The following is a 13,326-nucleotide window of genomic DNA, read 5'->3' as shown; positions in this document are numbered from 1 at the left end:
CCCCCAGCACCGCCTTCCTCGGCTGGGCTAGAGCTTGCGAAGTCCACTGAGCACCCTTTCAAGCAGGTTGGTGTTGGGGCGAGCGTCGTTGTTGAGCGAAGACCTGATCTGGACCAGTCCCTGCTCGGACATGTCCGCCACAAGCACCCGCGCCACACCGAGAGGCATCCGCAACAGCGCGGAGATCTCCGCCACGGATCGCCATTCCCGACACAGGTCACTGATCGCCTGCCATTCAGGCGTCAGCGTCCCTGACTCGTTCCGGGCCGCCGCGGTGGCCGAGATCAGCGCCTCCAGTGGAAGCTGAGACTTCGGCTTGGTACGGCCCTTGGTGACCGCGTAGGGGCGCACCAGCGAACTGGGGGCGCTGCCCGGCGCGGGTCGTTGGTCATACGGTTGTTGGATTGGTCGAGGAACATCTCCGCCGCCCGGAACGGCCGGCATCCCTCCCGAGGGGGGATGGCCCGGCTGTTGTCCGAACCACGAGGCGCTCCCGGCATCTCTACTGTGAGGTGCCACCACTTCCTCCTGTCGGTGGTGGATCAGTGGATTCCCGAGGTGCGCGCCGTTGGTGTCAGCGCCCGCCCCGCCCGCTCGACGAGCAGGGTCATCTCGTACGCGACCAGACCGAGGTCACTCTCGGCCGCCGCGAGGACGGCGAGACAGGAGCCGTCGCTGATGGCCATGATGAGCATCAGCCCCCGCTCCATCTCGACGACGGTCTGGGCGACCGCTCCACCCTCGAACACCCGGGCCGCGCCCTGCGTCAGGCTGGACAGACCAGAGGCGATCGCCGCCAGCTGGTCGGCCCGGTCGGTCGGGAAGCCCGCGGACGAAGCCAACGGAAGGCCGTCAGAGGAGACGACGATCGCGTGGGCGACATCGGGTACCCGGTCGGCAAAGTCAGTGATCAACCAGTTGAGTTCATTCACCTGTCGACTCATCTGATCTCCTGTCCAAGTTCGCCGGTCGATCTGTGGGCACTGCTACCGCCGGCACGGCATGTGACAGCACTGCCTTTGCGAACCACCCGGCCCCTCCCGTGGGGGTGACCGGGAGTCTGGTGTTCCGCTCTCGTCAAGCGATGGGTGTGGTGCGTCCGAGAAGCTCGGTAGATGCTATTGCATCCGGCTTCCCGGGCTGTGAGGGACCCCGTCCCACCACTGGCCACTTGGGTCACTCCTCTGTCGAACTGTCGCCGAGCCGGTTCCGACCGTCCCGGACGCCCTTCTGGAAGCCCGAGAAGCGGTTGCGGACACGGTCCGCGCTTCGGGTGGGCATCTGCTTGAAGTTCTCCGGCTTGGGTGCGGTACCAGGAACAAGGTTTGCCTTGGGAACCCGTTTTGGCAAGCCCGAGGTGGTCAGACCTCCCGCTTGCGGCTCGGCCGCGGTGCGTGCGGCCTTCCAGCCGCGGTCCGCCGCCGAGCTCCACTCCTGGTCGGAGCGGGGGTTGGCCGCGGGCTGCTGCTGAGCGGCGTCCCTGCGCGTGCGCTGGGGCTCCGGTGCTTCCTGGGGCGCCGGAGGCACCTGCTGGATCGGTCCGGTCTCGGTGGTGTCCACGGTGGGGCCGCCGGTCCGGCGCTTGAACCAGTTGGACTCGATCGCGTCGAAGATCGGCAGCGAGTCGGCGTCCTCACCGGACGGCGCCGCCGGGACGACGGTGTTGTTCGGGCCCTGGGCACCACCGTAGCGGCGTGACAGGTAGGCCGTGGAACCGTAGCCCTCCCGCGAGTCGCCCCCGCCGCGCCAGTTGCCCGTGGTGTGGGGTTCGGGCTGCTGGGGCTGCTGGGGCTGCGCCGGAGCCTGGTGGGGCTGCTGGGCGCCGGAGTCCCAGGAGGAGATCGCCGGGAAGGTCTCGGTGCTGTCGTCGCCGCGCGCCGGTACCGCCGGGGTCTCCGGCCTGGCGGATTCGACGGATCCCGAGCCGAAGGCCCCGCTCCGGTGGGTCCCGGTGCCGAAGGCGTCGTAGGAGTCCGTGCTCCGGCTCCCGGGCTCGGCGGACCGCCCGAAGGCGCCCGTGTCCGAGGCGGGGCGACCGAAGCCGCCCGTGTCGGTGGGCCGACGGAAGGAGCCGGTGTCCGGGGCGCTGAACGATCCCGTGTCCGCGCCGTTGCGGGGGGCCGGGTCGAACAGGCTGCGACCGGTGGTCTCCTCCTGCTTCGGCTCCTCCTCGGGCACGTCGTAGGGGTCCACGACCGGGTTGGCGTTGTCGGTCAGACCGCTGTTGGGCGACAGGCCCTCGGTGCGGTTGGGCGCCTCCCAGACCGAGCCGGTGCTGGTGGTGTTCCACAGGTCCTGGCCGCTGGGCGGGTGCTCCTCCGGCCGACCGCCGACGGGCTTGCGCTTGGGCAGACCGCCCAGGTCGCCTCCGAGGTCACCGGCCTCCTGGCTGTTCCAGGGGTCGCCCGGCTCCTCGGCCGCGGGGCTGGCGGCGAAGGCCGCCTCGGCCTCGGCGAAGGTGTCGGGGGCACCGGCGGAGAGCTCGGGGCGACTGTCGACCCCGCCCAGGGCGTGCTGGCCCTCGACCGGGGTGATGAGCAGATCCGGCGGGAAGACGACGCTGGCGGTGGTACCGCCGCCGTGCGCCTCCTTGAGGCTCATGCGGATGCCGTGGCGGTGTGCCAGGCGCGAGACCACGAACAGACCCATGCGGCGCGAGACCGCGACGTCGATGACCGGCGGCGCGGCCAGGCGGGCGTTGACCGCCGCCAGGTCCTCCGGGGCCATGCCGATGCCGCTGTCGGTCACGTCGACCTGCACGGAGCCGTTCTCCATGATCTTGGCGCTGACCAGCACCTCGGTGTCGTGCGGGGAGAACGAGGTGGCGTTCTCCACCAGCTCCGCGACGAGGTGGATGACGTCGTTGACCGGGCGGCCGAGCACCGAGATGTGGGAGGGGGCGCGCACGTTGACGCGCTCGTACTGCTCGACCTCGGAGACGGCGCCTCGGAGGACGTCGACCAGCGGGACGGGCTGGGCCCACTTGCGGGTGTTGTCCTGTCCGGACAGGACCAGCAGGTTCTCGTTGTTGCGCCGCATGCGCGTGGCGAGGTGGTCCAGCTGGAAGAGGTCGGAGAGGCGGTCGGAGTCCTGCTCGGACTGCTCCAGACCGTCGATCAGGCGCAGCTGCCGCTCCACCAGGGTCTGGCTTCGGCGGGAGAGGTTGACGAACATCGCGTTGACGTTGCTGCGCAGCCCGGCCTCGTCGGAGGCCAGGGTCAGGGCGACGCGGTGGACGTCGTCGAAGGCGCGGGCGACCTCACCGATCTCGTCGTGGGTGTGCACCTCGATGGGCGTCACCTTGACGGACTCGGGGACCGTCCCGGCCTCCTGCATCCGGTTGATCGCCTCGGGCAGGTCGCGTTCCGCGACGCGGCGGGCGCCGTCCTCCAGGGTGCGCAGCGGGCGCACCAGGGAGCGGACCACGAGGGAGGTCAGGATGAAGACCGCCAGGAGCACGCCCGCGACGATGATGAGGTCCATGATCGTGCGGACCAGGGCCTGGCCGCGCAGATCGTTGGCGTCGGCGGCGATGCCCTCGGCGAGACTGGTCTCGACCGTATTGAGGCGCTCCAGGGCCGTGTCCGCGATGGCCGCGTAGTCCTCGGGGCCGTCGTTGGGCGTGACGTTGGTCAGGGGGTCGCCACGGTCGGCGCGGTACATGACGCGCATACGCATGGTGGAGACCTGGCTGACCTCCAGGCCGGTGAAGTTCTCGTCGAAGACCGCGCGCTGCTGGGGCGAGGCGGCCTGGATGAAGTTCGAGATCTCGTTCTCGTAGCGGGCCCGGCTGGAGTCGATGGCCTCGGAGATACCGCCGGTCATCGTGTTGCGGGCCAGGGAGTGGCCCATCAGCGCCGTCTCGTAGGAGAGCTGGTCTCGGGCGTTCGACAGCGCGGTGAGGGCGCGGACGGCCTCACGGAGCTCGGTGTCGTTGGTCTCGTCCGCGATGGTCTGGTTGAAGTCGGAGAGCGACCGGGCGATGGTCCGGTACTTCGTCACGACGGGCAGGACCGTGATGCGGGTGGAGTCGACCTCGGTGCGCAGCGACTCCAGGGTGGAGAGCTGGCTGCGCATCGCCGCGAGGCGGGTCTGCGCCAGGTCTCCGTCCATCGTGCCCATGTCGTCCAGACGGGCGTTCAGGGTGCTCTGGAGGTCGAGTGTGGCGGCCCGCTCGGTCTCCATCTCCTGGCGGAGGTCGTCGGACCGACGGTCCGGGTCCGCGTTGTCGGAGATGTAGACGGCGCTGGCCGTGCGCTCGCGGCCCAGCTGGTTGGCCAGGTCCACGATGAGGACGCCCACCTGGGCGCGGTCCTCGATGTGCGCGTGGGTGACGGTGGAGACCGAGGCCTCGTAGACCCGCAGTCCGCCGAGCGCTAGCGCGACGGCGGTCGGGATGACGATGAGGGCCACCAGTCGGGAGCGCACCCGCCAGTTACGTGGCCGCCACCAGTTGGATCTGCGCCGGGGCTTGGCATCGGCGTTGTCGGCCTGCGCTGCCTCGCTCTGAGCGCTGGCCCCGCTTTTCGTCGCTCGTGTCGACACGGACCCTCGCAACCTTTCGTGTCACCGCCTCGAACGGCTGTTGAACCCAGGGATCGGACCGCTCCAGACCGGAAGGTCGGCATGACCACAGTGGTCCACCAGAAGCAGGAAGCAGTGGGAATGTGGGGAGATGTGAAGACTGTCCGCCGGACTCGCCTGGGAGGAGAGGCGCCGCGCACCGACACTGTCGTGGTGCGCGTGCGGTGCATAGCGTACCAATGGGCGAGAAGGGCTCGCTTCGGGCGATTGATGCCCATCAAGCAAGATCATCGGACGCCAACCGTGGCCGTAATCCCCTCCCTGTCCGCATTAGGGCCAATCCCCCAGGTCAGACCGGGCGACCGAAAACCGGCCGGACATTGAGGTAACTATTTGGACACACCGCCAGCATCCACCTGCGCGCCGCCCCTCCGTGACATCGTGGCTGTCACGTATACGCAGGCCCTGAGGGGGAGGCGGAAATGCGCACCTCGTCGCGCCCCGGTTCGAGCACCCAGAGTCACCCACGCATCGCCCACGGCACTTCTCCCAGTTCACAGAAGAATCCTCCGTTTCGCCGCTTTTCGGTCCACACACTGCTCCCACTGAGCACGGCGCTGCTGTTCTCCCTCACCTGTGCGGCCCCCGGCTCCGCCGACGTCACCGACTCCGGCCCGGGGGAGCTGGACCGACTGCGCGTGGAGCTGGCGACGGCGCGCGCGGAGGTCGCCGCCCTCCAGGAGAGCGCCGCCGAGAGGATCCGGGCCTACGAGGAGGAGAGCGCCCGGCTGGACGAGCTCAGCGCTGAGCGCGAGGCCGCCGACTCCCGGGCGGAGGCTGCGGACCTGCGCCACGAGGGCACCCGGCTGGGCGCGGCCCGCCAGGCCGCCAGCGCCTACAAGGGCGCGGACCTGAGCCTCATGCGGGCCTGGATCGGCCCCGAGGGGCCCGCACACGCACTGGAGCGCGGCGCCTACCTCACGCTGTTCGGGGAGCACCGCTCCGCCGACCTCTCCCGCGCCCGGGCCTCCCAGGTCGCCACCGACACCCTGGCCGAGGCGGCGGAGTCCGCTGAGCAGGATCAGGCCGAGGCCACAGAGGCGGCGGACACCGCGCGTGAGACGGCCATCGAGGCCATCGAGGCCCAGCAGGGGCGGACCGAGAAGCTCCTGGAGCAGCAGACGCGGCTGGAGGACGCCCTGGCCGGGACCCGGGACCCCGGGGACGAGGAGGCGCGCCGCAAGGCGGCTCTGGCCGACGCCCGGGAGGCCGTCGGCGGAACCGAGGGCGCCGGGGCCGGTTCCCCCGGCGGGGCGGACGCGGCGGCGGGCGGTCCCGGCGGCTGCGCGGGCGGCGGTACGTCGGACGTCGAGAACGGGAGGGTGCCGGACACGTCGCTGTGCCCGCTGCCGCAGCCCGGCGAGCGGCTGAGGGCCGACGCGGCCGCCGCGTTCATCGAGCTCGACGGTGAATTCCGGTCAGAGTTCGGCCGCCCGATGTGCGTGACCGATTCCTACCGCCCGTATCACGAGCAGGTCCGGCTCTTCCAGGAGATGCTGCCCGGGATGGCCGCCCGGCCCGGCACCAGCGCGCACGGTCTGGGCGTCGCCGTGGACCTGTGCGGCGGCGTGCACGAACTCGGGACCCCCGAGCACCGGTGGATGCTCGACCACGCGCCGGAGCACGGATGGGAGAACCCGGAGTGGGCCCGGGACGGGTTCGAGCCCTGGCACTGGGAGTACACCCCCTGACCCGGGGCCCGACCGAACCGCTCAGACCTGGGAACCGACCCTGACCTCGTAGGTGCCCAGTTCCCCGGCGTCCACGAAGAGCTCGTCGTCCGCCTCCAGCACGGGGGTGGCGACGGGCAGCAGAGCGCGGACCCGGCCCGGCCCCGACACCAGCCAGTCGTGGTCGGGCTCGACCCGGCCGTGCCCGTTCTCCTCGTCGTCCACCGAGGTGCTGAGCTCCAGCACGTCGGTGGACAGCTCGTCGGAGGTGGTCAGGACGGGCCCCAGGATCAGCTCCACGGGCTCGCCCGCCTCGTCCAGCCACAGACAGGCCGGGGTGTAGGCGCTCGCGTGCCCCGATCCCCCGGCCAGGGCGGCCACGCCCACCCGGGCGGACCGGGCCTCGGGCGCCACGGGGTCGTCGACTCCCCGCACCAGTTCGGGGCCGATCGCGTACTCGCGCTCGCCCACGAGCACCGGCACCGGCCCGGTGGGCAGGACCGGGGCGCACATACGCGCCTCGGGTTCGACGATGATCTCGATCGCGCCGTCCACGGCCCGCTGGTGCGCGGCCGCCAGGGCGTCGTCGCCGCCCTCCAGCAGCTCACCGAGGCTCCGGCCCCCGGGGCTGCCCATCACGTCACCGTCGTCCAGCGCGCCCACGCGCGCACCGCCACCGCTCGGTGACAGGTAGGTGACCCAGCGCACAGTTCCTCCACGTTCGGTTCACGAGCTCCGTACGGGCTCGCCGTCGGGGTGCCCCTCGGTACGGGGCGCGGGGGCGGCCCCCCGATGGCACGGGTCAGGAGGCGGCAGTCGACCCGTGCTCCTTGCCCGTCCCGGCGCACCCACGGCACGGCTCGTCGACCCGGTGCCAGACGACCAGCCCGTTGACCTCCCGGTGGGGCCGCTCCGGCCGCCACCACCCCGTCCCGGCGCAGAACCGGCAGAGGTCGCCGTTCCGGTCGCACCAACCGCACGCGGAGATCGCGCACCTGGTGTGGGTCGGTTCCCGCGTCGACTTCATGTGCCCCCGCCGTCCTCCGCGAAATCGCGACCAGCCTCGCACAGGCGGCACACGCGAGTCCAGCGGCCACGGGCGCGAAAGTGCCGGTGAGCGGGGCCGTGCCGGGGGTCAGGCGGAGTCGCGCACCACCAACCGGGTGTCGAGGAGGATGGTCTCGGCCTCCGCCGTGCGCGGGATCGCGACGTCCACGAGCAGCCGGGCCATCTCCTGGCCCATCTGGACCGTGGGCTGGTGGACGGTGGTCAGCGACGGGTCGCTGTGCCGCGCCATGAGGGTGTCGTCGAAACCGACCAGGGCGACGTCCCCGGGCACGCTGAGGCCGCGTTCCCGGAGCGCGCGGATGGCGCCGACGGCCATCATGTCGGAGGCGGCGAAGACCGCGTCGGGCTCGCCTCCCTGGTCCAGCAGGCGGGCCATGGCCTCGGCACCGCCCTCCACACTGAAGTCGCCCTGGACCACCAGGCGCTCGTCCACCTCGCGACCGGCGGCGGCCATGCCCTCGCGGTAGCCCCGCAGGCGTTCCACACCGGCGTTCATGTCCTGCGGGCCGGTGATAGTGGCGATCCTGGCGTACCCGGAGTCCAGGAGGTGGCGGGTGGCCACCCGAGCTCCGTCGAGGTTGTCGATGTCGACGCAGAACGGCGCGGGCTGGGCCTCGGAGTACGGGCGGCCGCCGTGCACCACCGGCACGCCGGACTCGGCCAGGCGGGAGGTGAGGGGGTCGTCCCGGTGCAGCGACACCAGGAGGGCACCGTCCACGTGCGAGCCGCTGAGGTACTCGCCCACGCGCTTGTGCTCGGCCTCGCCCCGGGCGGTGGTGAGCATGAGCTGGAGGTCCCGCTCGTGCAGAACCGAGCTGACCCCCCGGATGATGTCCGCGAAGAAGGGGTCCGCGAACAGGCGGTCCCTCGCCTCGGAGACGACCAGGGCGATCGTGTCCGTGCGGCGCGTGACCAGGGTCCGGGCCGCCTGGTTGGGGCTGTACCCGAGCTCGGCGATCGCGGCGTGTACGGCCTCACGGGTCCGGGGGCTGACCTGGGACGACCCGTTGATCACCCGGGACACGGTGCCGCGGCCGACCCCGGCCCGTTCCGCCACCATCTCCAGGGTCGGCCGCTGCCGACCGCCACTCTTGGCCACTTGTGGGCTCCTTGGACGTCGTGCCGCCGGTCGCCCGGGCGGCGGTTGTGTGTGCGGTCGGGCACGGGTCGACCACGTGAGCGTTCGTGCGGCGTCCGTCCGTACGACGGCACCCCACGAACGCTCACGGTCCGCCACCGGTGGTCTACCGCTCGGGGAACCGTCCGGTCCTGGCCAGCTCCGCGTACCAGTGCCCGGTGTCCTTGACCACGCGTTCCTGCGTCTCGTAGTCCACGTGGACGATCCCGAACCGGCGGGAGTATCCCCATGCCCACTCGAAATTATCCAGAAGTGACCAGGCGAAGTAACCGCGCAACGGTACCCCGGCGTGGATGGCCTCCCTCGCGGCCCGCAGGTGGCCCTCGTAGTAGTCGGTGCGGTCGGGGTCGTGGACGGCGCCGTCCTCGCTGACGGTGTCCTCGAACGCGCAGCCGTTCTCGGTCACGTACAGGTCGACGCCGCCGCTCTCGCCCGCCAGACGTTGGAGGACGTCGTACAGACCGGTGGGGTCGATCTCCCAGCCCATGTGGGTGACGGGGAGCCCCTGGGACACGTGGACCTCGTCGGGGCCCGCGCCCAGCCACGCGTCGCCGTCGCCGCTGACCAGGGCGGGGTCGATGCCCTCGGCCGAGCCCGCGACGAACTCGGGCGAGTAGTAGTTGACGCCGAGGAAGTCCAGGGGCGTGGAGATCGTCTTGAGGTCGCCGTCCAGCACGAACGAGAAGTCGCTGACGTCCGCGAGGTCGGCCACCACGTCCGCCGGGTAGGCGCCCTTGAGCAGGGGGTCGGTGAAGATGCGGTTGCGCACCCCGTCCGCGCGGCGCGCGGCCCGGGCGTCGGCGGCGTTGGCGCCGTGCGGCCGGATGACCGCCTGGTTGTGCGCCAGGCCGACCTTGGAGGGGTGGCCGGTGGAGCGGATCGCCTCGGCCGCCAGACCGTGCCCGAGCAGCAGGTGGTGGGTCGCGGCCAGGGCGGCGGCGGGGTCCTTGCGGCCCGGGGCGTGGTGGCCGTTCTCGTAGCCGAGGAAGGCGGCGCACCAGGGCTCGTTGATGGTCATCCAGTGGGTGACCCGGTCACCGAGCGCCTCGGCGACCACCCGTGAGTAGTCGGCGAACCGGTACACGGTGTCCCGGACGGGCCAGCCTCCGGCGTCCTCCAGGGGCTGGGGCAGGTCCCAGTGGTACAGGGTGGCCCAGGGTTGGACGCCCGCTTCGAGGAGGCTGTCGACCAGGCGGTCGTAGAAGTCGAGCCCGGCCTGGTTGACGGGGCCGGTGCCGTCGGGGACGACACGCGGCCAGGCGACCGAGAAGCGGTAGGCGCCGAGGTTGAGCCGTCGCATGAGCGCGACGTCCTCGGCGTAGCGGTGGTAGTGGTCGTCGGCGGGGTCACCGGTGTCCCCGTTGAGGACCTTGCCGGGGGTCTCGGCGAAGGTGTCCCAGATGCTGCGGCCTCGGCCGTCGGCGGTGGTGGCGCCCTCGATCTGGAAGGAGGCGGTCGCCGCCCCCCAGAGGAAGCCTTCGGGGAAGTCGTTGGGGTTGCTCACTGCTTCGGTACGCACCTTCCGTGGCGGGTGGACGTCGTTGGGAGCGCTCCCATTCACCGAAGCAGACGCCCTGTCGCGAGTCAACGGAGTGACGCCTCCCCGAGATTCAACCGTTACCGTCCGTCCCGTACGGCGGAGGGCCCCGGTGGGAGTCCCACCGGGGCCCTCGGGGAGAGCGGGAGACCCTAGTCCGTGCCCGGCCCGACCGGGATGACGATCCCCTGCCAGCGCTCCTCCATGAAGTCGCGCACCTCCTGGCTGTGCAGGAGGTCGTTGAGGCGGACCAGGTCCTCGGACCCCACGTCCTCCGAACGCACCACCAGTCCGTTGGCGTACGGGTTGTCCTCGGTCTCCTCCCAGGCCAGCGCGTTGGCGGTCTCGGTGAGGTTCGCCTCCAGGGCGTAGTTGCCGTTGACCACGGCCGCGTCCACGTCCTGGAGGGAGCGCGGCAGCTGGGCCGCCTCCACCGGGGTGATCGTGACGTCCGACGGGTTGTCCTCGATGTCGGACTCCGTGGCCTGGCCGTCCGTGTCGTCGGCCAGGGTGATCACGTCCTGCTCGGCGAGCAGGCGCATGGCGCGGTCCATGTTCGAGGCGTCGTTGGGCACGGCGATGCTCGCGCCCTCGGGGAGGTCGTCGAGGTCCGTGAGGCTCTCGGAGTACAGGCCGAAGGCCTCCAGGTGCACGTCGGCCACGTAGGACAGGTCCGTGTCCGGATTGCCCTCCAGGTACTCCTCGAGGAAGGGCACCGTCTGGTAGTAGTTCGCGTCGAGCTCGCCCTCGGCCAGGGCCGCGTTCGGCTGGTTGTAGTCGGTGTACTCGACGACTTCGATCGCCAGTCCGGCGTCGGCCGCCAGCTCGTCGTTGACGAACTCCAGGATCTCCGCGTGCGGCAGCGGGGTGGCGCCGACCCGCAGGGTCACGACGCCCTCCTCCCCGCCGTCGTCGGCCGCCCGCTCGCTGGGGCTCCCGCACCCCGCCAGGAGGACCGCCGCGGCGCCGGCCACGGCGACCCCCCGAAGCACGTTCGTCCCTGTCATCGCTGTCTCCTTGCGGTCGGTTCCGGTCAACTCTGGAGGGGGGCGAGGGGTGTGTCGGGGGGGGCGGGGGTCAGCGCCGGGACAGCCTGCGCACAAGCAGGTCACCCAGGCTCTGCGCGACCTGCACGATGACGATCAGCAGGATCACGGTGGCCCACAGGTAGTGGTCGTTGAAGCGCTGGTAGCCCTCGCGGATGGCGAGGTCGCCCAGGCCTCCGCCGCCGATGGCACCGGCCATCGCGGAGTACGAGATGAGCGTGACCACGGTCATCACCAGACCCGCGATCAGGCCGGGCATGGCCTCGGGCAGCATCACCTTGCCCACGATCGTGAACTTGCGGGTGCCCATCGCGTGCGCGGCCTCGATCACCCCGCGGTCCACCTCGCGCAGGGAGGTCTCCACCAGGCGGGCGAAGAACGGGATGGCGCCGATGCTCAGCGGGACGATCGCGGCCGTGGGGCCCAGGGTCGTGCCGACCAGGAAGCGGGTGAGTGACAGCACCGCCACCATGAGGACGATGAAGGGCAGGGAACGGCCGACGTTGACGATCGCGCTGAGCACGGCGCGCACCGCGGGGGCCGGAACGAGGCCGCCCCGGTCGGTGGCGACCAGCAGCACGCCCAGCGGCAGGCCGACCAGGACGCTGAAGACGGTCGCCCACCACACCATGTAGATGGTGTCCTGGGTGCCGAGCCACAGGCTGGGCCACATGTCGGGCCAGTCGGCGACGAAGTCGGTGATGGCGGTGAGGGCGTTCCCCTCCTGCGCGAGGACGAGGACGTCGGCGGGGTTGATGGTCACTTTCCGGCCTCCTCGACCAGCAGGCCGTGCTCGGACAGGTAGCTGAGCGCCTCACGGCGGCGCTCCCCGCGCATGTCGACGCTGAGGCGTCCCACCGACTGTCCGGCGACCTGCTCCACACCGCCGCCGAGGATGTTCACGTCCACGTCGAAGCGGCGGGTGAGTTCGGACATGAAGGGCTCGTCGAAGGAGCGCGGGTAGGTGATGACCACGCTCTCGGGGCCGCCGTTGTCCGGCAGGGGGAAGAGGGAGCGCGCCAGCAGGGACCCCGGGGTGCCGATGAGGTCCAGTACGCGGCCGGACTCGAGGAACGCGCCGTCCTCCATGATCGCGGCGGAGTCGCAGATCCGCTTGATCACGTCCATCTCGTGGGTGATCAGCAGGATGGTCAGGCCCAGCTCGTCGCGCAGGCGGCGCAGCAGGGACAGGATCGAGTCGGTGGTGGCCGGGTCCAGGGCGGAGGTGGCCTCGTCGCTCAGCAGGACGTGGGGGTCGGAGGCCAGGGCGCGGGCGATGCCCACGCGCTGCTTCTGCCCGCCCGAGAGCTGGGAGGGGTAGGCGCGCGCCTTGTCGCCCAGGCCCACCAGCTCCAGGAGCTCACCCACCCGGGTGGCACGCTTGGCGCGGGAGACCCCGGCGACCTCCAGGGGGAAGCCGACGTTGCCCGCGACCGTACGGGAGGAGAGCAGGGCGAAGTGCTGGTGCACCATGCCGATCCCCCGCCGGGCCGCGCGCAGACGGGCACCGCGCAGGGAGGTGAGTTCCTCCTCCCCCACGCGCACGCTGCCGCTGTCGGGGCGTTCCAACAGGTTCACCGAGCGCAGGAGGGTGCTCTTTCCGGCACCGCTCTGGCCCACGACCCCGAAGATCTCGCCGGACTCGACATGCAGGTCCACCCCGTTGAGGGCGTGCACCTGGCGTTTCTTCAACCTGTAGGTCTTGTGTAGACCCACTGCGTCAATCACGGTTTTCCCATCGACGTCTGGCGGTGGTGTCCCTGAGGCCGCTCGCGGACACGGGAGCGCTCTGGACTCAGCGTGGGGTTGACGCCCACACCCGAGCGTACGAAGCGCTCACCTGGCGGGCGGCGGCGACGCGCCGGTACGTCCGGCGGCCGCGGGAGCGTGGAGGACGGCCCCGGGGAGGCGGCTCCGGCGCGGGGCGCCGGGCGCGGCTCGGTGGCGGAGGTGGCTAACGGGGCATGCGACAGCGGCCGCCGGGCAGCGGAACGCACCGCCGGGTGGTGTCCGCCATGGGGACGGGGGTCGCTTTGCCGTGCTCAGGAGCCTTCACGGCACCAACTCAACCATGCCCGGCCGGGTTGGTTCAGCAAAACACTTGGCCTGAATATGGTTATTTACGACACATCGAGGCTTTTGTTGGAGTGACGTCCGATCCACTCCCACCCGAAGGTCCTCGTGAGTGCCTACACTCATTACCGTCCCGTGACTCTCCCTTGGCGCACACGCGCCGTGAGCACCGAGGGCCGCCGCAGCCCCACGGCCGCCGCGCCCGCCCGG

Annotated in this window: 11 protein-coding genes; 1 reads left to right on the top strand and 10 read right to left on the bottom strand. The window is 71.2% G+C overall.

Annotation, left to right across the window (positions count from 1 at the left end; genetic code table 11):
• Positions 1-27 precede the first annotated feature (27 nt).
• The 3 genes from ACFW3L_RS16675 to ACFW3L_RS16665 form a co-directional block, all read right to left on the bottom strand.
• Positions 28-444 carry a DUF742 domain-containing protein gene (locus ACFW3L_RS16675; RefSeq protein ID WP_225942487.1) on the bottom strand — a complete coding sequence of 139 codons (417 nt, stop codon included), beginning with the start codon at positions 442-444 and terminating at the stop codon, positions 28-30.
• Between the two features lie 98 nt (positions 445-542).
• Positions 543-944, bottom strand: a complete 402-nt coding sequence (locus ACFW3L_RS16670) for a roadblock/LC7 domain-containing protein (protein WP_049567543.1) — start codon at positions 942-944, stop codon at positions 543-545.
• Between the two features lie 232 nt (positions 945-1,176).
• Positions 1,177-4,428, bottom strand: coding sequence for a nitrate- and nitrite sensing domain-containing protein (locus tag ACFW3L_RS16665; RefSeq protein ID WP_378741570.1), 3,252 nt, complete (start codon positions 4,426-4,428; stop codon positions 1,177-1,179).
• Positions 4,429-5,006: 578 nt separating this feature from the next.
• Here ACFW3L_RS16665 and ACFW3L_RS16660 point away from each other — a divergent pair.
• On the top strand, positions 5,007-6,275 hold the full coding sequence (locus ACFW3L_RS16660) for a D-alanyl-D-alanine carboxypeptidase family protein (RefSeq protein ID WP_378741244.1): 1,269 nt from the start codon (positions 5,007-5,009) through the stop codon (positions 6,273-6,275).
• Between the two features lie 21 nt (positions 6,276-6,296).
• Here ACFW3L_RS16660 and ACFW3L_RS16655 read toward each other — a convergent pair whose 3' ends face one another.
• The 7 genes from ACFW3L_RS16655 to ACFW3L_RS16625 form a co-directional block, all read right to left on the bottom strand.
• Entirely contained in the window at positions 6,297-6,962 is a 666-nt protein-coding gene (locus tag ACFW3L_RS16655; protein WP_378741242.1) for a hypothetical protein, read from the bottom strand.
• 94 nt (positions 6,963-7,056) lie between these two features.
• Positions 7,057-7,281, bottom strand: a complete 225-nt coding sequence (locus ACFW3L_RS16650) for a hypothetical protein (protein ID WP_378741240.1) — start codon at positions 7,279-7,281, stop codon at positions 7,057-7,059.
• Positions 7,282-7,389: 108 nt separating this feature from the next.
• Positions 7,390-8,421 carry a LacI family DNA-binding transcriptional regulator gene (locus tag ACFW3L_RS16645; RefSeq protein ID WP_378741238.1) on the bottom strand — a complete coding sequence of 344 codons (1,032 nt, stop codon included), beginning with the start codon at positions 8,419-8,421 and terminating at the stop codon, positions 7,390-7,392.
• 145 nt (positions 8,422-8,566) lie between these two features.
• Positions 8,567-9,964: a GH1 family beta-glucosidase gene (locus ACFW3L_RS16640; RefSeq protein ID WP_378741236.1), complete on the bottom strand. Its 1,398-nt coding sequence runs from the start codon at positions 9,962-9,964 to the stop codon at positions 8,567-8,569.
• Positions 9,965-10,149: 185 nt separating this feature from the next.
• Positions 10,150-11,004: a MetQ/NlpA family ABC transporter substrate-binding protein gene (locus ACFW3L_RS16635; protein WP_378741234.1), complete on the bottom strand. Its 855-nt coding sequence runs from the start codon at positions 11,002-11,004 to the stop codon at positions 10,150-10,152.
• Positions 11,005-11,074: 70 nt separating this feature from the next.
• A complete protein-coding gene (locus ACFW3L_RS16630) occupies positions 11,075-11,806 on the bottom strand; it encodes a methionine ABC transporter permease (protein ID WP_378741232.1) in 732 nt (243 codons plus the stop codon).
• Positions 11,803-12,759, bottom strand: coding sequence for a methionine ABC transporter ATP-binding protein (locus ACFW3L_RS16625; RefSeq protein WP_378741568.1), 957 nt, complete (start codon positions 12,757-12,759; stop codon positions 11,803-11,805). Before ACFW3L_RS16625 ends, ACFW3L_RS16630 begins: the two co-directional genes overlap by 4 nt.
• Between the last annotated feature and the right edge of the window lie 567 nt (positions 12,760-13,326).

The sequence above is a fragment of the Nocardiopsis sp. NPDC058789 genome (assembly GCF_042745575.1).
Taxonomy (GTDB): Bacteria; Actinomycetota; Actinomycetes; order Streptosporangiales; family Streptosporangiaceae; genus Nocardiopsis; species Nocardiopsis eucommiae.
The sequence above is the reverse complement of the archived record's forward strand: the minus strand, read 5'-3'. Positions and strand labels throughout refer to the sequence as shown.